This window comes from Planctomycetota bacterium (genome assembly GCA_016125255.1).
Taxonomy (GTDB): Bacteria; Planctomycetota; Phycisphaerae; order Phycisphaerales; family Zrk34; genus RI-421.
Window position 1 is genome coordinate 113,284 of record WGMD01000007.1, and the last position, 25,035, is coordinate 138,318.

The following is a 25,035-nucleotide window of genomic DNA, read 5'->3' on the forward strand; positions in this document are numbered from 1 at the left end:
ATTCAATTAAAAAACCCCAATCGGTCTGCGCCAATTGGGGTCGGAGGAGGAGAATGAGATAACGGAAAGATACCCGATCCCCGCCCCGCGCGTCAATAGTCTTTTTCAGATTTTGACGAAGTTTTGGCGACTGTCGCTAACACACTGAAAACAAACAACTAAAGGCAATGAGATTTGGCCGCCGAGACGCCGAGGACGCGGAGAAACACCAAATCTGTCGAATCGGACCGTCCGCGTTCCGGCATCGGCCGACCACTTGCCCCTCGGCGTCCTCGGCGTCTTGGCGGTTGGATCGACCTGGATTTGACAGTCCGCGTTCGCCCGGCCAAAGTTCGGGCATGTTGCGAATGATTGATGCACATCTGGATCTGGCGTGGAACGCTCTGTCGTATGGGCGTGACATCACCCGGCCGCTGACTTCGATCAATGACTACGAACGCGGGATGAGCGACTGCCCTTCGCGCGGGCATGCGACGGTGTGTCTGCCGGAGATGCGTCGGGCGGGCATCGGCATCTGCGTCGGCACGCTGCTGGCCCGCGTCAAGCCGCAGGTGCGGCCGGCGGCGGGGCACGCACGCATCGGCATCGACTATCCGACCGCGCCGATGGCGGCGGCGGCGGCGATGGGGCAATTGGCGTATTACGATTGGCTGGAGCGCGAAGGTCATATTCGCCGCCTCCGGACTGCCTCCGATGTGCGCACCCACTGGGCGAATCACGCCGTCGATCCGCATAAGATCGGGCTGATTCTGGCCATGGAAGGGGCGGACCCGATCATCGCGCCCGACGATGCCCCCGCCTGGTTTGTGCGCGGATTGCGCGTGGTCAATCTGGTGCATCGGGGGCAGAACGCCTATGCCGTAGGCACCAGCGAGGAAGGCCCGCTGACGGCCGCGGGGATCGAGCTGCTCAAGCAGTTTGAAGACCTGGGCGTCATCGTCGACACGACGCATCTGTCGGACGCGAGCTTCTTTCAGACGCTCGACATTTTCAGCGGGCCGGTCATCGCCTCGCACAACAACTGCCGCACGCTCGCCCCGCATCAGCGGCAGTTTTCCGATGAACAGCTCCGCCTGCTCATCGAGCGCGAGGGCGTGATCGGCGTGGTGTTCAACAACTGGATGCTCGTGCCCGGATGGAAGACCGGCGTGACGCCCCGATCCGCCGCGACGATCGAACTGCTTGCCGAGCATGTGGACCACATCTGCCAACTCGCCGGGGACGCTCAGCATGTGGCGATCGGCTCCGACCTGGACGGGGGGTTCGGCTCCGAAGAGACGCCGATGGGCGTCGACTCCATCGCCGACGTCCCCCGCCTCGCCGACGCGCTGGCCGGCCGGGGCTACCCCACCGAAGACATCGCCGCGATCTTCGCCGGCAACTGGTTGAGGTTCTTCAGCACGCATCTGCCGCAGTGAACGCCATTGGAAATGGGGAGTGGGGAATGCGGCGTGATGGATCACAAGCCATTCCCGTCACTCCGCATTCCCCACTCCACACTCCGCACTTCACAGATTCATTCGTTTTTCATTGTTTCACCTGCACGAATTGCTGTTACAATGCCGACCAACTCTCTAACGCTCAGGAGCATTCACCATGCCTGCCGCCGCCACCGCGTTTCCGATTGATCTTTCCAAGTTCGTCCCGCTTGCGCTTGACCCGATGAAGCCGACGCTCTCGGCTCAGGATCGCGCGACGCTGGCGGCGAATATTCAGCTCTGCCGCGACGCCATCATCTTCTTCACCGCCTGCGCCGACGCGCGCGGCCTCGGCGGTCACACCGGCGGGCCTTTCGACATCGTCCCCGAAGTCATGATCGCCGATGCGTTCATGCGCGGGTCCGACAAGGTCGTGCCGATCTTCTTCGATGAGGCCGGTCACCGCGTGGCGATTCAGTATCTGATGAGCGTGCTCAACGGCGACATGGACGCCGAGCGGCTCATGCACTACCGAGAGTTCGACTCGAAGCTGCCGGGCCACCCCGAGCGCGGATTCACGCCCGGCGTCAAGTTCAGCTCGGGGCGACTCGGGCACATGTGGCCCTACGTCAACGGCGTCGCGATGGCCAACCCCGGCAAGGTCGTGCTCATGTTCGGGTCCGACGGATCGGAGATGGAAGGCGACGACGCCGAGGCGGCCCGACTCGCCGTCGCGCAGAAGCTCAACGTCAAGCTGCTCATCGACGACAACGACGTCACCATCGCCGATCACCCGAGCCACTACCTGGGCGGCTACGACGTGGGCAAGACGCTCGAAGGCCACGGCCTGACGATCCTGCGCGGCCCCGGTGAAGATCTCGATGACCTGTTCAAGCGGTTCCAGAAAGCCGTCTCCACCAATGGTCCGATCGCACTGATCAACAAGCGCAAGATGGCGCCGCACGTCAAAGGCATCGAAGGCGAGTGTCATGGTCACGACGTGATCAAGGTCAGTCTCGCCATCGACTATCTGACCGCGCACGGATACCCCGATGCCGTCGAGGTCTTGAAGTCGATCACCAAGTCCAAGCACAGCGCCAGCTTCCGCGGGTCGAGCAAGGAAACCGCCAAAAACCGTGACCTTTTCGGCAAATTCGTCAATGCCCAGCTCGACAAGATGAGCCCCGAAGAGCGCGTCGCCAAGGTGCGCGTCATCGACAGCGACCTGGAAGGTTCGTGCGGCCTCAACCATATTCACAAGGCGCATCCCGAAGTGTTCATCGCCAGCGGCGTCATGGAGCGCGGCAACTTCTCCGCCGCCGCCGGCTTTGGCTTCGAGCACGGCAAGCAGGGCATCTTCGCCACCTTCAGCGCGTTCCTTGAAATGTGCATCAGCGAAATCACCATGGCCCGGCTCAATGAGTCCAACGCCATCTGCCACTTCTCGCATGCCGGCTGCGACGACATGGCCGACAACACCTGCCATTTCGGGATCAACAATTTCTTCGCCGCCAACGGGCTGCCCGCCGTCGAAGATCACACACGGCTCTACTTCCCCGCCGATCAGCATCAGATGAAGGCGCTGATCGATCGCGTGTTCAACGATCCGGGACTGCGGTTCATCTTCTCGACGCGCTCCGCCGTGCCGGACATTCTCACCGAAGACGGCAAGCCGTTCTTCGGCGGCGGCTACAAGTTCGAACCCGGCAAGGACGAAGTCATCCGCAAGGGCTCGGCCGGTTACGTCATCAGCTACGGCGAAATGCTCTACCGGGCGCTCGACGCCGTCGAACGGGCGCGCGAGGCGGGCCTCGACGTGGGCCTGATCAATAAGTGCACGCTCAACGTCATGGACGACGCGTCGCTCAAGCTCGCCGGTTCGTCCAAGTTCGTCCTCGTCGTCGAGTCGCAGAACCAGTCGACGGGCCTCGGCTCGCGGCTCGGGTCCGAGCTGCTGTCGCGCGGCCTGACACCCAAGTACGCCTACATGGGCACGACCAAGCCGGGCAACGGCGGGCTCTGGGAACACATGCCCTTCCAGGGCCTCGACCCTGATTCGATCCTCGCCAAGATCAAGTCGCTGGCGTAATCGATCGCGCCTCAATCATGCAACATTCGCACAACCGCCTGCGTTTGAACACGCGGCGGTTGTCGCATCGGCAAAACCGACTGGAGCCACGCCATGAATGATCGAATGATTGCGCGGCTTGTCGTCGCAATTCTCATGATGTGCATTGCGGCGCTCGGAGCGGATAAACCCAACATTCTGCTCATCATGTCCGACGATATGGGCTTTTCCGACATCGGCTGCTACGGCGGCGAAGTCGCCACGCCGAATCTCGATCAGCTCGCGGCGGAGGGTTTGCGATTCACGCAGTTCTACAACACCTCGCGCTGCTGCCCGACGCGCGCATCCCTGCTCACCGGGCTTTACCCGCATCAGGCCGGCATGGGTCACATGACCGGCGGCTACTCGCCGCGCGAATCCGACGGCTACGTCGGCGACATCAATGAGCATTGCCTGACCATCGCCCAAGTGCTCCGCCCCGCCGGTTACGCCACCTATGCCTGCGGCAAGTGGCACGTCGCCAAAGACGACGGCCCCAAAGGCCCGATGCACAACTGGCCCCTTCAGCGCGGTTTCGATCGGTTTTACGGCACCATCAAAGGCGGCGGCAACTACTACGACCCGACCGCCCTCTGCCGAGGCAACACGTACATCACGCCCGTCAACGATGCGCTCTACAAGCCCGACACGTTCTACTACACCAATGCCATCGCAGACAACGCGGTGATGTTCCTCAAGGATCATGCGGACAAGTCGCCCGACAAACCGTTCTTCATGTACATCGCCTTCACCGCCGCGCACTGGCCGATGCATGCCCTGCCCGAAGACATCGCAAAATATCACGGCAAGTACGACGCCGGCTACGAGCCGATTCGTAAGGCGCGATTCGAGCGACTCAAACAACTGGGACTCATCGATCCGTCGTGGGATTTGTCGCCGCAGGCGGGCGATTGGGACAAGGTCAAGCACAAGGAATGGGAAGCGCGCTGCATGGAAGTTTACGCGGCGATGATCGACCGCATGGATCAGAACATCGGGCACATCATCGAAGAGCTCAAGCGTGAAGGCCAGCTCGACAACACGGTGATCTTCTTCCTTCAGGACAACGGCGGATGCGCCGAGGGCATCGGTCGCGGCGAGCGCAAGCAGCCGTATCCGACGAACCTGAAACCCATGGGACCCGACGAGTTGCAGACGGAGATCATCACGAAGCAGACGCGCGACGGTCGCCCCGTGCGGCAAGGCCCCGAGGCGATGCCGGGTCCGGCGGACACTTATATCTCCTACGGGCGCGACTGGGCGAACGTGTCCAACACGCCCTTCCGTCAGTACAAGCATTTCGTGCATGAAGGCGGGATTTCGACGCCGCTGATCGTGCACTGGCCGCGCGGCATCGACGCGTCGCGCGACGGCAAGCTGGTCACGACGCCCGGGCACCTCATCGACCTCATGGCGACCTGCATCGACCTCGGCGGTGCGACATACCCGAAGCAGGCGAACGGTCACGACATCACGCCGATGCAGGGCGTGAGTCTGCGTCCGACGTTCGATGGCAAGACGATCGATCGCGGCCGGCCGATCTTCTGGGAGCACGAAGGCAACGCGGCGGTACGCGACGGGAAGTGGAAGCTGGTGCGCTTCGGCAACTACTACAGCGTCGATGGGAAGCATGACATGGACTGGACGCTCTACGACATGGAAGCGGATCGTACGGAAATGCATGACGTCGCGGCGGCGCACCCGGACATCGTCAAGCGGCTCGCCGAGGCGTGGTTCGAGTGGGCGCAGTCGTCGAAAGTTTTGCCCTGGCCCTGGAAGAAGGATCCGGGACCGGTGCATCCGTGAGGCGAAGCGGAGCGCGATCGTTCACTTCCGCCCCATCAGTTCGAGCATCGCCTCCGCTGACGCGCGCCCGATGCGCGTGTACCAGATCGCGCTGCCGAGATAGTGATACCCCCGGTCGCCGCCGGTCACTTTCCACTTCTCGAAGTTCTCCTTCCAGTGCGGGTACAACTCCTCCGCCGCCTTGTCGACAAGCACATCGGTCCGCACTGCTTTGACGTTGCCGACGAAATCAGGGACTTTCTCCATTGACGCCTGCGCGTCCTGAATCTCCTTCATGGGTCCCTTTGCTTCGTTCGATCCGTTCTGGCCCATCATGTCGATGACGAACGGCAGATTCGGCGCGTTCAGGTCCTTGCGGACATCGCGGATGAAATGCTCCATATTCGAGGCGTATTCCTTCTCCGCCCCGCCGTACTGATCGTTCCATCCTTGAAACCACACAAATCCCGCGAACTTGACCGGCCGCCCCTTCAGTTGCGGAAACAGCTCGTCGCGATGGTCAAGCGTGTCCTTCACCTCCGCCATCATGTTGCGGTACGACTGGCCGTACGCCGCCTTGATCTCGTCCATTGTCGGCAGCGGTTTCTGCTTCTTGTTCTTCTCGTTGTCGTTCTTCACGCGCTTCTGTGCATCCTCCAGATCCTTCTGAAGCGTCGCCTCGGCGGGCAGACCGGCGGAGGGGGGTCTGAAATTCTTGTAAAGCGAGTGCCCGCCCCATGCGGGTTTGATGAGCAGCACCGGCGCGTCCAGATGATCGCCCATGACGAACCCGAACTCCAGTTCCATGCCCGTCCGCCCCGGCGATCCGTACCCGAGCGTCAGCGGCCCGTGGCGATCAAGGAACTTGATGAACACATCATCGCGCTGGATCCATTGGCCGTCGCGCCGCAGGTGTTCAAAGAACGAGGCCGTCTCCGGCGCCGCCGCCTGCGCGTTGAACAGGTCGTTGGGCGCCTTGCCCTCCATATTCGACTGCCCCGCGAGAATGAACACCTGCACCGGTTCCTCCGCGGCGCGGGTCGGCGCGATGCATGCCAACACCACCATGATGATCAAGCCGACGAAACGTCGAACGATGCTCGCGCGCCACGTGTGCGTCATGATGCATGCCTCCAATGATGGAAACGAATTGAAATGGGCGTTGCAGGGCTCGAACCTGCGACCCCCTCCTTGTAAGGGAGGTGCTCTGGCCAACTGAGCTAAACGCCCGGCGGTGGGTATCGTAGGGTCGGCGCGGACTGTGGTAAAGTGTCGGGATGCAACATGAGGACGATGCTTCCGTGGCGGGGCCGACGCGGCGTCATCGTGTCATTCTTTATCTGCTGTTGGGACTGGCGGTGCTCGGACTGGCGATTTCGCCGCTGCTGCTATTGTGGCATGAGGCGCGGATGGATCGGGCGGCGGGCGAGCGGCTGACGGAACTCGGCGCGGAAGTCGACGGCAATGTGATCGCGCCGGACTGGGCGCCGGACTTCATGAGCGATTCGCCGCTGTTTTACCGCGTGACATACGTGACGATGAGCGGATCGAAATTTGACGATGCGTCGGTCGAGCTGATCGAGCCGCTGACGAGTGTGGAATCGATCGACCTGAGCGGATCGTCCATCACCGACGCCGCGCTCGGCAGTCTCGCGCATCTGACTTCGATCACGTCGCTGACGCTCGACCGCACGCGCATCACCGACCACGGCCTGGCGGCGATCGGCAACCTGACGGAACTGTCCGACCTGAGTCTCGATGACACGGCGATCACCGACGCCGGGCTCGCGCATCTCAAGGCGTTTTCGCAACTGGGCTACCTGTCGCTCAATCACACGCATATCACGGATACGGGGCTGATCCATCTCACCGGCCTGACCAACCTCACCACGCTCCGGCTCGACGACACGGCCGTCACCGATGCCGGGCTCGCCAAACTCGCGGCGATTCCCGAACTCACCGACCTCTCGCTCAATCGCACCGCCGTCACCGAAGCCGGTCTGGCCCCCTTCGCCGGGCGCGACCTGTCGGGCCTGGCGCTGTCGGGCACGCGCGTCACCGATGATCTGTTCCGCAAGCTCAGCCGGCTGAGTCAGCTTGATTCGCTGGACCTGAGCGATACGCAGATCACCGACGCCGCCATGCCGGCGATCCGTGCTTCGCCGAACCTGAGCATGCTGAATCTCGCCAACACGCGCGTGACCGACGAAGGCCTGCGCCAGCTTGAGGGCATCGAATCGATACACACGCTCAATCTCGCCGGCACGAAGATCACCGATGCCTCGGGGCCGATCATTCGCGGGATGAGTGTCTTCGTGCTGGATCTGTCGCGCACCGCCGTCACCGATGCGATTACGATCGTGTGGGAGAACAGCGTTTGGTCGCTCAGTTCGATCAACCTCGCCGACACCGCCCTCACGGACGCCGGCCTCGCCAAGCTGCGCAATCGCAATGATGTGCAGGAGATCGATCTCGCCGGGACGAAGATCACCGATGCCGCCGCCGACACGCTGGCAACGATGCAGCAGCTCGGCGTGATCAAAGTCGCGCGGACGGACATCACCGATGCCTTCATCGACAAGCTGCTGACCGTTCATGTCGCATTCGATACGCTCGACCTCTCCGGCACGCGCATCACCGATGCGTCGCTCGCCCGACTCGCCCGACTTCAATCGATCGGCTCCCTGTTCATCCGCGACACGGGCTGCACCCCCGCCGCCATCGACGCACTCGAAAAGACCCTGCACATCAAGGTCAACGAACAGCACGCCCCGCTTCAATACGACAACGCACCGGTTTTCTGAACCTTCGCGTCTCCGCCGCGGTAACACGGCCGGGGCGGCCGTGCCACAGCTTTCTTGCCTGCATCATTCTTGAGCGTGACAACATCACAGAGTCATGCGCGATTCACTTGCGCACGATCAGATGGGCGCTGTGACCCAGGTACAGGTCGGCGGCTTCCATGATGGTTTCGCTCATGGTCGGGTGCGGGTGGATGGTCAGGGCCAGATCCTCCGCGGTCGCGCCCATTTCGATGGCGAGCGCGGCTTCGGCGATCAGATCGCCGGCGCCGACGCCGACGATGCCGCAGCCGAGCACCCGGCCGGTGCGCGGGTCGATGATGAGCTTGGTCAGACCGTCCTGCCGGCCGAGCGTCGCAGCGCGGCCCGATGCGGCCCAGGGGAACTTCGTCACCTTGTGCGCCACGCCCTGATTGAGGCACTGCGTCTCCGTCAGCCCGGCCCACGCCACTTCGGGATCGGTGAACACCACGGCGGGAATCGTCGCCGGGTCGAACGCGGCGGGATTGCCGGCGACAGCATCGACGGCGACGCGCGCTTCGTGCGTCGCTTTATGGGCGAGGCCCGGTTCGCCGGCGACGTCGCCGATGGCGAAGATGTTCTGCACGTTGGTGGCGCGCTGGGGATTGACTTCGATGAAGCCGCGCTCGGTGACTTTGATGCCGAGCTTTTCGAGACCGAGGTTCTGCGAGTTGGGGGCGCGACCGACGGTGATGAGCACGCGGTCGTAGGTGCGCTCTTCATTGAGGTCGACGCCGACGAGTTTGACCTTGATGCCGTCCTTGGTTTCGGACATCTCGGTGACGCGCGTGTCGGTGAGGATCGCTTCGAATTTGCCCTTGAGCGATTTGCCGAGCACATCCACGAGGTCGCGGTCAGCGCCGGGGAGGATGCCGGTGAGCATTTCGACGACGGTGATCTTGGAGCCGAGGGCGGCGTAGACGGTGCCCATCTCCAGGCCGATGTACCCGCCGCCGATGACGAGCATCGACTTGGGGATTTCCGGAAGCTCCAGCGCGCCGGAGGAATCCATCACGCGCTTGGACCCGATGGCCAGCGCCTTGGGCATCGCCGGGCGCGAGCCGGTGGCGACGATCGCGGCGTCGAAGGACACATCCTGCTTCTTGCCGTCCTTGTCGGTGACGGACAGCGTGTTGGCGTCGGTGAACTCGCCGCGGCCCTGAATGAACTTGATCTTGTGGGCCTTGCTCATCATGCCCAGCCCGCCGGTCATCTTCGAGACGACCTTGTCCTTGAACGCGCGCAGCTTGTCGAGGTCGATCTTGGGCTTGTCGAAGGTGACGCCCCACGCGGAGGATTCATGCGCTTCGTTGATCAGTTTCGCGACGTGCAAGAGCGCCTTGGACGGGATGCACCCGACGTACAGGCACACGCCGCCGGGATTGGCGCGTTCGTCGATGAGCGTGACGTCCATGCCCAGATGTGCCGCATAAAAGGCAGCGGGGTAACCGCCGGGACCTGCACCGAGAACCAAAAGACGTTTACCGTTGTTGTTCGACACGATGGCAATTCCTTTATAGGAAGCGCGGGGCGATGCCCCGCCGCTAAACGATTAACCTTCGAGGGAAATGAGCAGCGGGTTTTCGACGGCCTGGACGATCCATCGCAGGAATCGCGCGCCGTCGGCGCCGTCAACGAGGCGGTGGTCGAAGCTCAGGGACAAGGGGGCCATCAGTCGGGGAATGAACTGTTTGCCGTCCCAGACGGGCTCCATGACGGCGCGGCCCATGCCGAGGATGGCGACTTCGGGGTGGTTGACGATCGGCGTGAAGAACCCGGTGCCGATGGAGCCGAGGTTGGTGATGGTGAACGTGCCGCCGGACATGTCGTCGGGCAGGAGTTTGCCATCGCGGGCCTTGATGGAGAGATTACCGATTTCGAGGGCGAGTTCGATGATGTTCTTCTTGTCGACGTCACGGATGACGGGCACGACGAGGCCGCGCGGCGTGTCGACGGCGACGCCGAGGTTGCAGTAGTGGTGCAGTTCGATTTCGCTCTTTTCGGTGTCGATCGACGCATTGAGATTCGGGAACACCTTCAAGGCGGCGGCGGCGATCTTCATGAACATCGGCGTGATGGTCAGCTTGCCCCCGGCCTGCTCGGCCTTCTTCTTGAACTGCTGACGCTCGGCTTCGAGGTCGGTCACGTCGGCCTTGTCGAAGATCGTCACATGCGGGACGGTGTTCCAGCACTTGGCCATGTGGGCGGCGGTGACTTTGCGGATCTTGGTCATCGCCTGCCGCTCGGCGCGGGGCTTGTCGGAAGCCGGGGCGCGACCGCCGGCGGCGGCGCGCGTGCGGGCGTAGGCCTTGACGTCTTCGACGCTGATGCGCCCGCCGGGTCCGGTGCCGGGGACCTGATGAATATCGATGCCGATCTCGCGGGCGAACTGCCGCACGGACGGCGCGGCGGCAACGGGACCTTGAGCGCTGGAGACGGGGACCGGCGCGGCGGGTTGTGCGGGGGCGGGTGTCGCAGCGGGCGCGGGAGCAGGCGCCGCTTCGCGGCTGCTGCTAACGGGCGCTTCGGGCTGCGGCGCGGGCGATTCCTTCTTGTCTTCCTTGCGACGGTCGGCTTTCTTGTCCACGGGTTTGGCGGCGGCGGATTCGTCAACGGTCAAAACAACTTGGCCGACCTTGACGGTGTCGCCCTTTTTGACCGAGATCGCGGTGATCTTGCCGGCGACGCTTGATGGGATTTCCATCACGGCCTTGTCCGTCTCGGCTTCGATGACCGGCTGATTCTTCGCGATGGTGTCACCGACGGCGACCATCAGGGAAACCACGTCGGCGGACTTTACATTCTCGCCCAGGTCGGGCAATTTGAACTCAACGGCCATGTCCGTTCCTTGCTCTTGATTTATGCTTTAAGCGGATTGGGTTTGTCGGGATTGATGCCCAGTTCCTTCACGACGGCGCTCAGACGCGACTTGTCATATTCGCCGCGATCGGCGAGCGACTTGAGCGCCGCGAGCACGACATATCGGGCATCGACTTCAAAATGATCGCGCAACGCCTGCCGGCTCTCGCTGCGGCCGAACCCGTCGGTGCCCAGCGAGACGATCCCGCCGGGGACCCACTTGGCGACGAGGTCCGGCAGCGCCTTCATGTAGTCGCTGGCCGCGATGATCGGGCCTTCGACCTTGCCGAAGCACTGCGTCACATACGGCACGCGCGCTTCCGACTCCGGATGCAAAAGGTTCCACCGCTCCACGTCCAGCGCCTCGCGACGCAGTTCCGTGTAGCTCGTCACCGACCAGACATCCGCGGCGACATCGTACTTGTCGGCGAGCATCTGCTGCGCTTCGAGCACGCTGTTGATGATCGACGCGGAGCCGAGAAGCTGAGCGCGGAGCTTGGCCTTCTTCGGCGCGGGCTTGAGCTTGTAGGCGCCCTTCAAGATGCCTTCTTCGCAACCTTCGGGCTTGGCGGGATGCGCGTAGGGTTCATTGCCGACGGCGAGGTAGTAGAAGATATCCTCGTTTTCGTAGTACATCCGCCTGATGCCGTCGCGGAGGATGACGGCGATCTCGTAGCCGTAGGCCGGGTCGTAGGCCCGGATGTTCGGAACGACGGAGAAAAGCAGGTGCGAATGACCATCCTGATGCTGAAGGCCTTCGCCATTCAGAGTCGTGCGACCGGCGGTGCCGCCGAGCATGAAGCCCCGGCTGCGGATGTCACCGGCGAGCCAGACGAGGTCGCCGATGCGCTGGAAGCCGAACATCGAGTAGTAGATGTAGAACGGGATCATCGGCTGGGCATGGCTGGTATGACTCGTGCCCGCGGCGATGAAGGAGCACATCGAGCCGGCTTCGTTGATGCCCTCTTCGAGGATCTGGCCGTCGGTCGTTTCCTTGTAGTAGGCGATCGTGTCGCGGTCGACGGGCTCGTAGAGCTGGCCGACGTGCGAGTAGATGCCGACCATCGGGAACAGCCCGTCCATGCCGAACGTGCGGGCCTCGTCGGGGATGATCGGCACGATGTACTTGCCGATCTGCTTGTCGCGGAGCAGTTTCTGCAGGACGCGGACGAAGGCCATCGTGGTGGCCATGTCCTTGTCGCCGGTGCCCTGATCGAACTGCGTGAAGGCGGAATCGTCGGGGGCTTCCCAGTTGTTAGTGACGACGGTTCGGCTCGGGACGGGGCCGCCGAGGGCCGCCTGCCGCTCGCGGATGTACTGCATCTCGATCGAGTTGTCGGCGGGGCGATAGAAGGGCAGATCCTTGACCTGCTCGTTGGTGAGCGGGATGTTGAAGCGGTCGCGGAAGGCGAGCATCTCCGCCTCGTTCATCTTCTTCTGCTGATGCGTGATGTTCATGCCTTCGCCGGCTTCACCGAGGCCGTAGCCCTTGATGGTCTTGGCGAGGATGACGGTCGGGGCGCCTTCGTGTTCGAACGCCGTCTTGTAGGCCGCGTGAACCTTGCGGGGGTCGTGCCCGCCGAGGCGGAGGTGCCAGAGCTGGTCGTCGGACATGTTGGCGACCATCTGCTGGAGCTTCTCATGAGCGCCGAAGACGTTTTCACGGATGTAGGCCCCGCCTTCGACGCGCAGCTTCTGGTACTCGCCGTCGACCATTTCTTCGAGGCGATGGACCAGCAGGCCTTCATCATCCTGTTCAAAGAGCGGGTCCCAGTCGCCGCCCCAGAGGACCTTGATGACGTTCCAGCCGGCGCCGCGGAAGATGGCTTCAAGCTCCTGAATGATCTTGCCGTTGCCGCGCACCGGGCCGTCGAGGCGCTGAAGGTTGCAGTTGATGACCCAGATGAGGTTGTCGAGCTTTTCGCGGGAGGCGAGGGTGATGGCGCCGAGGGTTTCGGGCTCATCGACTTCGCCGTCGCCGCCGAAGTTCCAGACCTTGGCGCCCTTGTACTCTTTGATGCCGCGGTCGTCGAGGTATCGCATGAACCGGGCGCGGTAGATCGACATGAGAGGGCCGAGGCCCATGCTCACGGTCGGGTATTCCCAGAAGTCGGGCATGAGCCAGGGGTGCGGGTAACTGGAGAGGCCGGCCCCGATGCCGTCGCGCAGTTCGCGGCGGAAGTTTTTGAGGTGGCTCTCGCTCAGACGCCCTTCGGTGAAGGCGCGGGCGTAGTTGCCGGGGGAGGCATGACCCTGAAAGTACACGCTGTCGCCTCCGCAGGCGTGTTTTCGGCCGCGGAAGAAGTGGTTGTAACCCACTTCATACAGCGTGGCGATCGAAGCATACGTGCTGATGTGCCCGCCGGGGGCGGCGGGGTCGCGGTTGGCGCGGACGACCATCGCCATGGCGTTCCAGCGGATGATGCTCTTGATGCGGCGTTCGATTTCCAGATTGCCCGGATAGGGCGGCTGACGATGGGTCGGAATCGTGTTCAGATACGGCGTCTGACTCGTAACAGGCAGGACGACGCCCTGTTTCTGTGCGTGAATCTGCAGATTCCGCAGGAGCTGGCGTACGAAATCAGGCCCGCGGGAGGCCAGTACATCCTCGAGGGAGTCGAGCCAGTCGTGCGTCTGCTGGGCCAGCGCAGCCGGGTCGTCGGAGGAATGGCCTACGTAAGTGCTCATAACCTGGTCGTCCTTCGTAATCGTTCAGCAATCGCCGTCAAAACCCGGCGTTTGGCCTCGGGGGCCGCGACAAGCATCGCGCTCCACCATGATACGAACATCCCGTTCAAAAGTCACAGTGGGGTGGTCCCCCAACGATAAATACCGCGGCCGCGCTGCGGGGTTTTCACCCTGGCGCGGCCGCAGTAGAGCATATGTTAACGAATCGCCCGGAAGGATGAAAGGCATCGGGAACCAGCGCCGTTGAGCGACGCCGCTTTTGACCGTGAGCTTGCCGAACGGGCGGCGGGCGCTCCCCCGGCCTCAGTGCCCCCGCCCGATGCGGATCACGCTGTTCCAGCCCCCATGACAGTCATCCTCCACCGCATGCGTCGCATAATCCGCTTCCCAGAGCTTGCCGTCCACCAGATACTTGAACCGGTACTCGCCCGGCGGCAGCGCCAGCTCCGCACGCCACCAACCCTTTCCGTCCGCCTCCATCGACAGATGATGGATCGACCAGTCGTTGTAATCCCCCGCCATCACGACACGCTTGGCCGTCGGCCGGTAATACGCAAATTCCACCAACCCGTCGACACGCTGAGAAACCATGGCACGCTCCGATGCTGAATATTGTGGCGATCACCGACCCGCGGCCGGACGATTGCATGGTTGTTCATCACTTTCCCCGCAGCATCCCTGCCGTGAATCCCAATGAGCAAGACATGTGCCACATCGCACCGGCGCGGCAACACGCCCGTTTTCTCCCATCGCCGTGCGCCCCTGTTTACAACTCAGAATCGCAGATTATCGCGCATCCGCATGACGCAATGCGCGCATGGACAAGCCCGTGCGCACCGGCGCACCGGGGTTGGCCGCGCCCATGCGCTACTTGACAGGACTTATAACGATCCCCCGTCATGCCCGTGCGCGATTTGCCATCGCTGTGCGCCCCTTGCGACGCACCGATGCGCCGAGCGGGCCAAACGCCCCGCTCACCAGAACAGATCGCGATTGCCCAGCGAATAGCTGTACATCAGATTCGTCTCCGCCATCGAGCGCCAAAGCACGCTGCCGTTGAGATACGCGACGTTGGTTCCGATGGGCATCACATCGGAAGTGCCCCAGTGCGAACGGGTCCAGTCGCTCCATGTCTGCGCATCGCGCCGCAACTGATTGTCGGCGAAGATCGGCATGTTGGCCTTGTCCGTCTGCCGGGTCACCTGAAGGTTCCTGGAATCCTTGGTGTACTTGGAGCTGACTGCGGGATTGAGATGGGCCGACATCATCGTGAAGTAGCTGGTGACCAGTTCGTTGCTCGAGCCCCATGTTTCATTGACATGGACCCAGTACTGCGGATCGCGATTGTTGTTGCCGTACGCATCGCTCGTCGGATACCCTGATGCGCCCACGCTGTTCTGCGCCAAAAACGACGGGCAATACAGCACATTCAGTCCGTCCGCCATGTTCTGCTTCATGAACAAAAGCGACGGCGTCCGCTTCCACATATACAGATTCGGCGAGCTGGTCAGATCGCTCAACGGCGGCAGCATCCCCCGGTTCGACGACCCGTACGCGAACGCCGCCACGCTCATCTGATGCAGATTCGATCCGCAGGCGACCATCTGAGCCGACTGCCGCGCCTGCGTGAGCGACGGAAGCAGAATCGAGATCAGAAGCGTGATGATCGCCACCACCACGAGCAGCTCGATGAGCGTGAACGCCCCATTGGCGGCGGGGCGACTGAAGTCACCCCGCCTCAAGCGCGGGACCGATCCGCACCGAACCTCGGCATGAACGCATTCATGTTTCATCGGCGTCGTATCCATAAAAGCGACATCAGCGCCAACCCCGCCGGCAACGCGGCGGGCGCGGGAATCGTCGTCACCAGCGGCGCACTGCCCGCCACACGGATTTCGTCGAACGTCACACCCGTCGCCCCCGGCGCGGCCGTGGCGGCGGCGGCCATGGCCAGCTTGTCGAAGTTGAACGCCCCGCTGGCGATCGAAATCCGATTGGACACGGCGTTGAAATCCGTCTCGCCGTTGGGATTGAGCCATGCATCGATCGTCAGCGCGTCGCCCAGGTTCGAGAAGACGAACTTGACGACGATCAAGGCGACATCGCTCGTGAACACCCCCAGGTCGGGCGTCGCGGTGTTGGACAGGTCGTAAGCCCGCTGCTCGAACTGCGCGCTGGCGGTGTTGCCGTCGCCGCGCAGGAGTCCGACGGCGTATTTGCGCGTCGCGCCGTCGTAGAGTTCGATGGTGAAGAAGCTGCCCGCCGCATCGTTGTTCTGCGAGTTGCTGGACGTCTGCATGAGGAAGCTCAAAAAGACGGTCTCGTCGGCGTTGCCGAACGTGTGATTGAGGTCGATGGTGGAGCGGGCGTTCTTGGCGGTGGCGTCCAGGCCCGATTCATTGAGCAGGTTCGGATGGTTGAGGCCGTGGTTTTCGACGGTGAATCCCCCGCCGGAGGTGGCGGCCCATTCGGCGTTCTTCGTGTTCAGTGCACCGGGGCTGTAGGCGAACGGGTCCTCCACGAAGACGTTGCCGACGCTGGCGCGCTCGATGCCGAATCCGGAATTGTTGAGCGTGATCTTCGCATCGCCGCCGGCGCTGGTCCCGCTGTAATCGCCGGTCACGCCCGAGAGACTCGACACTTTTTTCCATGTCGCCCCGGCGACGGTGGCGGTGGACCCGATGCGCCCGCTGAACAGCGCCTGCGCGGGAGCGAGCTGATCGAGGCCCGCCGAGGCGGTGCGCCCCAGCCCGTTGACCAGCGCGACGTCGGCGGCTTTGAGCGAGGTATTGAACAGGCCCACGTCGTCGATGGAGCCGATCATCGGATCGGTCGGCGTGGAGGCGTTGGCATTGCTGCGCCGGATGCCGCCGATCGACAGGGTGTCCACGGCACTGGAAAAAGTCTGCGCCGCGGTGTCGGTGCTCACGAGCTTGCCGTCCACGTACATCTGCACGAGCGTGTTGGACGTGTACACGCCGGTGAGCTGATGCCATTGGTTGTCGGCCACGTTCGGGCCGTCCGTGTCGAACGGCGCGGCATCAAACGTCGGATTGCGCGTCATGAGGTAGTTGGTCCCGTTGCTGAACACCCCGCCGCCGTAATACAGCGACCCGGACGCCAGGTTCGAGACGCCGAACACGGTGTAACGATTGGCGGGCGCGGCGGCGACCTTGAACCAGCCGCTGAGCGTGAATCCGTAGGCGGCCAGATCATCGGCGGCGTTGGAGGCGGTGTTGGTCGAGAGCATGTCGCCCGTGCCGTCGAAAGCGATCGCCCCGGAGCCGATGAACCCGGTCGTCGCGACGGGGTTTCCGCCGACGCTCAGGTCGGACGTCGCCCCGTCGGTGCCGGCGTTGGTCACGCCGGTCGTCAGGTCGTCGAGCGTCCAATACCCCGTCAGCGCCGCGCGGGCGCCGGTTGCCCAAAGGGTCATCATCAGGGCGCACATCACGAATTGCCGGGCGATCTTGTCCATTCTCATCGTCGTTCCTTTCCTGTTCGGGTCATGGGCGGTCGGACGCGGGCGACGCGGCGGCGCGCGGCAAAAGGCGCGGCGGATCGTCGGCCACACGAATTTCATCAAACAGCGTCGGCGTCGCATCGAGCCCCTCGTCGGCGACGCTGCTGATCTTCAGACGGTCGAAACGGAACGCCCCGGACGGGAGCGTGATCCGGTGGGACGCCGCGGTGAAGTCAACCGCGCCGTCGGGGTTGAGCCAGGCGTCGATGGTCATGCTCCGATCGCCGGCCCACTGTAAATGCACGACGAAAAGCTGCGTGCCGGCGCCGGCCGGGCCCAGGTCGGGCGTCTGGGCGGCGCTCAGCGCGTAGGCGCGATGCTCGAAGCGCGTGCTGTGCGTATCGCCGTCGTTGCGGAGGAGGCCGATGGCGTAACGGCGATGGACATCGTCGTCGCCGCCGTCGCAGAGCGAAATCACACGGAAGGGACCCAACCCCTGAGCGGTCCGCCCCGGCGCGGTGCGCATCAGGAAACTGAGGTAGACGCTTCGGTCCGCCGGTCCGATCGAGTGCTCCATCGGGATGACGAGACTGGCGGCGCGGCCCTCCAGCGCGCGGGGCGAAACGTCGGCGAGGGCGGTGGCGCTCAGGTCGGCGGCGAGCAGACGCCAGTGATCCATCGTTTCGCTGACCCAATGCAGCGGCCCGAAGTCGGACGTCTGAAGCGGCGCATCGAACGATTCAAAAAAGCGGATGCGCCGGCCCAGGGCGGGCGAGATGCCGGCGAGACGGATTTGCCCGGCGGTGGCGTCGTCGATCGCCGCGTCATTGACGACCACGAACTGACCGGCGGTGATGAAGCGGACCTGCGAGCGCGTCTCGACACGGGCGCGACCGGCGACCATTTGAATGTAGACGCGCCCGGCGGCGTCATCGTCGACGCGCATGACATACTCGGTGCCCAAGTCGATGACGCGGACATCGTGCGGCGCTTCGACGGTAAAACCGTGAGCGCGGTCGTGGATGTGGGCGTGAATCACGCCTTGCGTGAGGCGGCCGGCGTTTGATCCGGTCATTTCAAACCGGCACGGGCCGGTCAGATCGACGACGGCGGTGGATTGGAACATGAGCTGGGCGCGGCCGGCGGTGAGTTTGATCGGGCCGGTCAGGTCGGAGCCCAGGGCGCGGTCGCCATCGGCGAACTGCGCGTCGTCAGAGACATCGCTGAGGATGGCGTACGCAGCCGGGGCAGCGGAGTGGGGTGTGGGGAGTGGGGAATGCGGAGCGGTCGGCAGGAAGACAAAGAAGAGCGCGGCGGCGATTGCGAGGAGCGCGGCGCTTGCGTACCAGACGCTTCGCCGCGAAGCGCGGCTCAGCGTCGGCGTGGCCTCCGTAGAGACGTCTTCCACCGCGCGCCACGCCGACGCTGCCTGCCCTGAGCTGGGTCGAAGGGAGCCTGCTCTGAGGCGAAGCGTCTGGTCCGACCACAGCGACAGCGAGGCATGGATATCCATGTATCGCAGGAAGGCGTCGAGGGCGGCGGGGTCGGTGATGAGGCGGCGCTCGAAGGCGGCACAGGCGGGGGCGTCGAACCGGTCCTCGCAGTAGGCGGCGCAGAGGCCGGCAAAGTCATCGGGTTGGATCGGCGCGTGGGTCATGGCGGTTACGCGGTCTGTTCGGCGGCTTTGCGGTCGACGCATGCACCGAGGGCGCGGCGGATGCGGTCGAGGGTTTTGTAGATCGTGTTGATGGGCCGGCCGGTGCGCTGAGCGAGGGCCTGCATGGTTTCCGTTCCGGCGTAACGGTCGCGGAGGAGCTGACGATGCGGTTCGGACAACTCCTCCAGACACGCTTCGAGGAGCCGGCGGCGGTCGATCAGCGATTCGCTCATCGCCGCCCGGCGCTCGGCGAGTTTCTCGACCAGTTCGCTGGAGAATAGATGCCGATCGCGGCGGTGTTTCGTGCGGTGGGTCAGGACTTCGTAGTAGGCGATGCGGAAGGCCCAGGCGGCGAAGTTCGTGTTCGGATCGAACTTGTCGAACTGGCTCCAGAGCTTAATGGAGGTTTCCTGAATGACGTCCTCGGCATCGGCGGGGCTGGGCACGAGGGTCAGCACATAGCGGTAGATTTCGCGCATGTGGGTCGCGATCAGGCGAGCGAATTCATCGGGCCGGGCGGACATGACGTGACTCCTCTATACGGAAAGGACACGGGGCCGGGCGATTGGTACAGGCGGCGGCTGAAAAAATCGGCCGCATGTTGCGGTTTTCGCAAATGTGCTATTTTAGAGCGGTTGCAAAACCGTCGCCGCGAGGAACGGATATGGGTGACAACGTCAAATGTTCGTCGTGCGGCGTGAACTTTCACGCGATCTTCGGGGGCATGCCCTGTCCCTACTGCGGCCAGCCGCAGAAGGCCGCGGACGGATCGGCCGTCGCCTTCGCCGCGCCGATCGCGCAGACGGCGTCGAACCTCGCGCCCGACGCCCCCGACGCCATCGAGCGCCAGCCGTGTCCGATGTGCGGGGAACTCATCGCCGCCGGCGCGACCCAATGCCGCTACTGCGGCGAAGTCTTCAGCGCCCCGCTGCGGGATCTTTTCGGCGGCGAGGGCGACCTGAGCGACCCCGGCTGGCTGAAGGTCGCGCAGGGGTTGCGATTGATCTATCTGGGCGTGTGCATCATCGTGTTGGGCGCGATTCTGTTTGGCGTCGGAGCGGCGATCATGAGCGGGACCGCCCGCGGGCGCGTTGATGAGATAAGCGCATTCGTCGTCCTGGCCGGGTTCGCCGGCCTGATCTTCCTCGGTGCGTTCATCACCATGATCGTCGGTCAGGTCAAATGCACCGCCGTCCCCGAAGCGACGGGCGCGCGCGGCATGATCAACGGCGCGGTCGTCTGTTTGATCATCAGCATCCTTTGCAACATCATTGTGGCCACGTCAAAGGTGGAAGAAATTGAGTTGATCGCGGGGTTGGTGTCGATGGTGGGCTACTTCTTGTTCATGCTCTTCATCCAACGCACCGCCATCCATCTTGGCGATGAGCCGACGGCCCGAAGCGCCAAACATCTCATGGGCACGATGGCCGGCATTTACCTGGCGATGATTGTCTTCAGGGTCCTCTCGATCACGGACCCCAACGCTGTGGACGACCCGGGGGCCGTGACGGGCATCCTCGGCCTGATCGTCGGCCTCGGCGGTCTGATCTGTTTGTTCTGGTACCTGCGACTGATTGTCGGCCTTCGCAAACGGATTCTGGCGATGATCGGCCTTTGATCGTCGGCTCGCCGGGCGCGTTCGCCGCGGGCTTAAACAGTGGATATTTGGCCCGATCGGGACGATAATGACCGCATCGCCACCGTAGCTCAATTGGCAGAGCAGCGGTTTTGTAAACCGCAGGTTGACGGTTCGAGTCCGTTCGGTGGCTTTGTCTTGCCGCAATACCGCTGGTCCAAGTCGCGTTGATTCCTACACGCACACCCACGCCGCAGGGAGCCCGCCATGAAAGGGTTGTCATATGTGTTGCTCGCCGCGCTGATGTCGGCGGCGATGGGCCTTCGCACGTTCGCCGAGCCGCCGCAGAGGATGAACGTCGTGTTCCTGCTGTCGGACGATCAGCGGGCGGACGTGCTGAGCTGCGCGGGGTTCCCGGTGATCCAAACGCCCAACATCGACAAGCTGGCGGCGGGCGGGGTGCGCTTCGCCAACGGGTTCGTGACGACGAGCATCTGTGCGGCGAGTCGGGCGACGTGTTTCACGGGGCTGGTGGAGCGCACGCACCGGTTCACCTTCGGCACGCCGCCGATCGCGATGCGCTTCATCGATGACAGCTACCCCGTGCTGCTGCGCGCGGCCGGGTACCGCACGGGATTCTTCGGCAAGTTCGGCGTGCACGTCGAAGGGGGGAAAAAGACGACCGAGCGCATGTTCGACGAATACGCCGACCTGTTCCGCAATCCGTACATCAAGAAACTGCCCGACGGCACGATGCGCCACATCGACGACATCGAAGTCGACCGCGCGATCGACTTCCTCCGCGCGACGCCCAAAGGCACGCCCTTCTGTCTTTCCGTCTCGTTCAACGGCGGTCACGCCGAGGACGGCGACAAGGAACACCAGTACACCGCCGCGCCGCCGGAGCAGGAGCTTTACAGCGATGTGAAGATGCCCCGGCCCAATCTCGACGACCCGACGATCTTCGAGGCGATGCCCGAGTTCCTCAAAAAGTCGATGAACCGCGAGCGGTATTTCTGGCGTTGGGACACGCCGGAAAAATACGACCTCAACATGCGCAACTACCTGCGTCTGCTCACGACGGTCGACCGCAATGTGGGGCGCGTGATGGAGGAACTGGCCAAGGAGGGGCTGACCGACAAGACGATCGTCATCTACATGGGCGACAACGGCTACTACATGGGCGAGCGGGGATTCGCGGGGAAATGGACGCATTTCGACGAGTCGCAGCGCGTGCCGCTGATCGTTTTCGATCCGCGTCTGCCCGCCGGTTCGCGCGGCCGGGTGGCGAACAACATTTCGCTGAACCTCGACATCGCTCCGACGATTCTCGATGGGGCGGACGTGACGATTCCCGCGCGGTATCAGGGCCGCTCGCTTTTGCCGCTGATGCGCGACGGCCACGCCGCCGATTCGCGCGCCGGCTTCTTCTGCGAGCACCTGATGAATCACAAGGACATCCCCAAATGGGAGGGCTACCGCAACGGGCGGTACGTATATGCGCGGTATTTTGAGCAGAACCCGCCGTACGAATTTCTGCACGATCTGGAGAAGGACCCCTCCGAACTTCAGAACTTCGCGAGCGATCCGGCCTACGCCGATGTATTGGCGAAGATGCGGCGGACGACGGACGAATGGCGCGACAAGTACGATCAGGAAGGCAAGGGTCCGCAAGCGGAAGTCACGCCCGAGTCGCGCCGGGGCGAGTGATGAGGCGCGTGTGATAGATTTCAAAGCCGCGGGCCTGGTAGTTGGACAGAGCGTGCGGGTGATCGTTGGTGCAGGTGTGGAGCCAGACGCGCCGGGTCCCGGGCAGGGCCCATGCGATCTTCAAAACGTCGTCGAGCATGCGCCGCCCCAGTCCGCGCCCGATATGCTCTGGCAGCAGTCCGAAGTAGCAAAGCTGCACGCTCCCCGCCGCATCGTCGTGCAGTTCCGCGTACCCGACTTCGTCATCATCGAGCCGGGCGATCCATGTGCTCAGCCCCTCGCGCCGGGCGTAGGCGTGCCAGTCGCTCATCGACCAGCTCAGCCGATCCTTCCATAACCAGTTCGCCCCCACGCGCCGGTAGAACCGATCGTTCACCGCGCCGTCCGGCGGCGTGACGAGGTCGATGCCCCACCCCGCCGGGGCCTCGGCGACGTCGCCAGCCGGCGGGCGCAGCATCTGAAGATAGTAAATCGTGACTTCGCTCATGCACTGTTCAACCCGACCGCGATCCGACAACGGGCCCGGCGGGGATCGAACCCGCACGAAAGTTGCCCCCCAAGGATTTTAAGCCCCCTGCCAACGCCGCACAATCAAGCACTTACATCATGGGCGCATCATCGGCCGCGGAATCGACCTTGATCATCCCCGAACCGACCCGCATGCCCGCATGATGCCCAACCGCGCCCCTCGCGCCCCGACATACCGATTGACCGCCATCATTTTGTACGGTATATGTTCGGTATGTCGCTGAGATACCTTTTCGTCGATATGAACTCCTATTTTGCGAGCGTCGAGCAGCAGACGAACCCCGGTCTGCGAGGGCGGCCGGTCGGGATCGTGCCCATGATGACGGACTCGACGTGCTGCATCGCCGCCAGTTACGAGGCCAAGGCGTTCGGCGTCAGCACCGGGACCGGCGTGCGCGAGGCCCGGCGGTTGTGCCCCAAGATCGCACTGGTGGAGGCCCGGCCGCAGGTCTATGTCGAGTATCACCACCGCATCGTCGAAGCGGTCGAATCCTGTCTGCACGTGGATTGCGTCAGCTCGATCGACGAGATGTACGGCCGGCTCATGGGCGTCGAACGCGAACCGCAACAAGCGGCGGCGATCGCGTTCAACGTCAAGGCGGCGATTCGACGCGTCGGCGAAGCCCTGCGATGCTCCATCGGCATCGCGCCCAACGCCTGGCTGGCCAAAGTCGCGTCCGACATGGTGAAGCCCGACGGCATGACGATGATCCTGCCCGATCAGTTGCCCGAAGCGCTGTACCGGCTCAAGCTCACCGACCTGCCCGGCATCGCGACGCGCATGAGCCAGCGGCTGGAGTCGCGGGGTATTCGGCATGTGCATCAGCTATGCGCCGCCGGCGAGGCGGAGTTGGCGGCGGCATGGGGATCGAAGGTGCTCGGGGCGATCTGGTATCAACAGTTGCGGGGCGTCGATCTGCCGTATCGACCGACGCGACGCGGCACCGTCGGTCATTCCCATGTCCTGCCGCCCGATCAGCGAAACGAACGCGACGCCTACCGCGTCACCGTGCGGATGCTGCACAAGGCCGCGCATCGGATGCGCCGGCTGGGCTATCACGCCAGCCGCCTCACCGCACGCGTCAGCTTCATCGGCGGCGGGCGATGGGAGCAATACGCCGGCCTGCCGCAGACCCGCGACACGCTGACCATGATCGCCGTGCTGCAAACGCTCTGGTCGCACAAGCCGATCCGCGAGCCGCTGAAAGTCGGCGTCGAACTGTCGGAACTGACCGCCGACGCCTGCGCCACCCTGCCCCTCTACGCCGCACAAGCCAGGCATGAAATGCTCGGCGACGTGATGGACCGGATCAACGAACGATTCGGCCGCGATGCGATCTACTCCGCCGTGATGCTCGGCGTTAAGCACGCCGCCCCGACGCGCATCAGCTTCACGCAGATACCCGCCGCCGACGAATTCGGCTGACGGTCATCACAAAACATCAATGGGCTCGGCGGGGATCGAACCCGCACGGGGGTTGCCCCCCAGGGGATTTTAAGTCCCCTGCGTCTGCCAATTCCGCCACGAGCCCGGCGTCGTGTCAGTGTATCGGGCGAATCGGCGCTTGGGAATTTTCGTCGATCGCATCGGCAGACGTTATCGGCCCGTGAATTTTTCATGGTTTTTCCAATCGCGGACCGATGCCCAGAGATTGGAGGGATCCCTCCGATGGAGTCGTCGTTCATGGGGCTGCGCGAGCAAAAAGCATTGCGGCGATACATGCGCGGGTTGGCGCGGCAGGAGCGTTACGCCCTGATGATGTATCACGTCGACCAGCTCACGCCGCATGAGATCAGTCTCGTGCTCGATCTGCCGTTCGGACAAATTGTGGCGATGATCGAGCGGCTCGGCCGGGAGGCGCGGCTGGTTCTGGAGCGGGCGGCGCAGTCGTTGCCGCTGGCCGATACGGCTTGAGCGGATGACCCACCTTTGAAAATGCGTCGGGGCCTTGCGGGTTCGCGTCAGGCGGCGTGCAATCGGTTGCCGCTGGGCGGGGTCAGTGGTACATTTGCCCTTTCATTTAGTCGGCGAAGAGGCATTCTCGCCCGGTGGTCGAATCACGCCTGGAGGTCACATCGCATGTCCCACATCGCGCTTTATCAACGTCTGGCGCTCGTCGCCCTCATCGCCCTGCCCCTGACGGCGTGCAACAAGTCCGAGCCCGCGCCCGCGCCCGGAAGCGGCGGCTCGACGCCGACGCCCGCCGCGACGAACAAGCCCGTCAAGGTCATCGCCTTCGACGAAAACGACGTCACCCTTCAGGGCATCAAGGACGGCTCCGTCGTCGGCACCATCGTGCAGAACCCGTACATGTACGGCTACAAGTCCATCGAAGTGCTCAACGAGCTGCACAAGGGCAACAAGGACGTGATCCCCGCGGACAAGTTCATCAACATCCCCGCCCGCGTGGTCCTCAAGGAC

The 25,035-nt window shown here is 63.5% G+C and carries 18 protein-coding genes, 3 tRNA genes and 1 pseudogene; 10 read left to right on the forward strand and 12 right to left on the reverse strand.

The genetic code is table 11. The annotated features are described in order from the left end of the window. Positions 1-338 precede the first annotated feature (338 nt). The 3 genes from GC162_08210 (at position 339) to GC162_08220 (ending at position 5,331) form a co-directional block, all read left to right on the forward strand. Positions 339-1,418: a peptidase gene (locus tag GC162_08210; GenBank protein MBI1368626.1), complete on the forward strand. Its 1,080-nt coding sequence runs from the start codon at positions 339-341 to the stop codon at positions 1,416-1,418. A 178-nt stretch (positions 1,419-1,596) separates the two neighbouring features. Next, the gene (locus GC162_08215) at positions 1,597-3,507 is read left to right on the forward strand and encodes a transketolase (protein MBI1368627.1); all 1,911 of its coding nucleotides are present in this window, start codon (positions 1,597-1,599) and stop codon (positions 3,505-3,507) included. A 93-nt stretch (positions 3,508-3,600) separates the two neighbouring features. After that, entirely contained in the window at positions 3,601-5,331 is a 1,731-nt protein-coding gene (locus GC162_08220) for a sulfatase-like hydrolase/transferase (protein ID MBI1368628.1), read from the forward strand. Positions 5,332-5,352: 21 nt separating this feature from the next. On the opposite strand, the gene GC162_08225 is transcribed toward GC162_08220, so the two are convergent. Then, positions 5,353-6,432 (reverse strand): sialate O-acetylesterase, encoded by a 1,080-nt coding sequence (locus tag GC162_08225; GenBank protein MBI1368629.1) that lies wholly within the window; start codon positions 6,430-6,432, stop codon positions 5,353-5,355. Positions 6,433-6,466: 34 nt separating this feature from the next. Then, positions 6,467-6,540: transfer RNA gene (locus tag GC162_08230), tRNA-Val, on the reverse strand. Positions 6,541-6,587: 47 nt separating this feature from the next. Between GC162_08230 and GC162_08235 the strand changes: the two genes are divergently transcribed. Continuing rightward, a complete protein-coding gene (locus GC162_08235) occupies positions 6,588-8,114 on the forward strand; it encodes a hypothetical protein (protein ID MBI1368630.1) in 1,527 nt (508 codons plus the stop codon). A 103-nt stretch (positions 8,115-8,217) separates the two neighbouring features. On the opposite strand, the gene lpdA is transcribed toward GC162_08235, so the two are convergent. The 8 genes from lpdA to GC162_08275 form a co-directional block, all read right to left on the reverse strand. Further along, the gene (lpdA, locus tag GC162_08240) at positions 8,218-9,633 is read right to left on the reverse strand and encodes a dihydrolipoyl dehydrogenase (protein ID MBI1368631.1); all 1,416 of its coding nucleotides are present in this window, start codon (positions 9,631-9,633) and stop codon (positions 8,218-8,220) included. 51 nt (positions 9,634-9,684) lie between these two features. Next, positions 9,685-10,971, reverse strand: coding sequence for a biotin/lipoyl-binding protein (locus GC162_08245; protein MBI1368632.1), 1,287 nt, complete (start codon positions 10,969-10,971; stop codon positions 9,685-9,687). 20 nt (positions 10,972-10,991) lie between these two features. Further along, a complete protein-coding gene (gene aceE / locus GC162_08250) occupies positions 10,992-13,679 on the reverse strand; it encodes a pyruvate dehydrogenase (acetyl-transferring), homodimeric type (protein ID MBI1368633.1) in 2,688 nt (895 codons plus the stop codon). 303 nt (positions 13,680-13,982) lie between these two features. Then, positions 13,983-14,270, reverse strand: coding sequence for a hypothetical protein (locus GC162_08255; protein ID MBI1368634.1), 288 nt, complete (start codon positions 14,268-14,270; stop codon positions 13,983-13,985). Positions 14,271-14,653: 383 nt separating this feature from the next. Continuing rightward, entirely contained in the window at positions 14,654-15,718 is a 1,065-nt protein-coding gene (locus GC162_08260; GenBank protein ID MBI1368635.1) for a prepilin-type N-terminal cleavage/methylation domain-containing protein, read from the reverse strand. Next, complete coding sequence (locus GC162_08265; GenBank protein ID MBI1368636.1) at positions 15,469-17,163, reverse strand: hypothetical protein; 1,695 nt, start codon at positions 17,161-17,163, stop codon at positions 15,469-15,471. The genes GC162_08260 and GC162_08265 overlap by 250 nt, the downstream gene beginning before the upstream one ends. A gap of 22 nt (positions 17,164-17,185) precedes the next feature. After that, positions 17,186-18,799: a hypothetical protein gene (locus tag GC162_08270; protein MBI1368637.1), complete on the reverse strand. Its 1,614-nt coding sequence runs from the start codon at positions 18,797-18,799 to the stop codon at positions 17,186-17,188. Positions 18,800-18,804: 5 nt separating this feature from the next. Then, positions 18,805-19,323, reverse strand: a complete 519-nt coding sequence (locus tag GC162_08275) for a sigma-70 family RNA polymerase sigma factor (GenBank protein ID MBI1368638.1) — start codon at positions 19,321-19,323, stop codon at positions 18,805-18,807. A 140-nt stretch (positions 19,324-19,463) separates the two neighbouring features. Here GC162_08275 and GC162_08280 point away from each other — a divergent pair, with 140 nt between their 5' ends. The 3 genes from GC162_08280 (at position 19,464) to GC162_08290 (ending at position 22,085) form a co-directional block, all read left to right on the forward strand. Next, entirely contained in the window at positions 19,464-20,417 is a 954-nt protein-coding gene (locus GC162_08280; protein ID MBI1368639.1) for a hypothetical protein, read from the forward strand. A gap of 78 nt (positions 20,418-20,495) precedes the next feature. Continuing rightward, a tRNA-Thr gene (locus GC162_08285) sits at positions 20,496-20,568 on the forward strand. Positions 20,569-20,642: 74 nt separating this feature from the next. Then, positions 20,643-22,085: a sulfatase-like hydrolase/transferase gene (locus tag GC162_08290; GenBank protein MBI1368640.1), complete on the forward strand. Its 1,443-nt coding sequence runs from the start codon at positions 20,643-20,645 to the stop codon at positions 22,083-22,085. Here GC162_08290 and GC162_08295 read toward each other — a convergent pair. Continuing rightward, entirely contained in the window at positions 22,057-22,572 is a 516-nt protein-coding gene (locus GC162_08295) for a GNAT family N-acetyltransferase (GenBank protein MBI1368641.1), read from the reverse strand. The two genes, GC162_08290 and GC162_08295, sit on opposite strands and share 29 nt — an antisense overlap. Positions 22,573-22,818: 246 nt before the next feature. Here GC162_08295 and GC162_08300 point away from each other — a divergent pair, with 246 nt between their 5' ends. Continuing rightward, on the forward strand, positions 22,819-24,039 hold the full coding sequence (locus GC162_08300; GenBank protein MBI1368642.1) for a DNA polymerase: 1,221 nt from the start codon (positions 22,819-22,821) through the stop codon (positions 24,037-24,039). Between the two features lie 20 nt (positions 24,040-24,059). Here the strand turns inward: GC162_08300 and GC162_08305 are convergent. Then, positions 24,060-24,145: transfer RNA gene (locus GC162_08305), tRNA-Leu, on the reverse strand. 137 nt (positions 24,146-24,282) lie between these two features. On the opposite strand from GC162_08305, the gene GC162_08310 reads away from it, so the two are divergent. Together GC162_08310 and GC162_08315 are read left to right on the forward strand one after the other, a co-directional pair. Next, a complete protein-coding gene (locus GC162_08310) occupies positions 24,283-24,528 on the forward strand; it encodes a hypothetical protein (GenBank protein ID MBI1368643.1) in 246 nt (81 codons plus the stop codon). Between the two features lie 21 nt (positions 24,529-24,549). Continuing rightward, positions 24,550-25,035, forward strand: a pseudogene (locus tag GC162_08315) (substrate-binding domain-containing protein).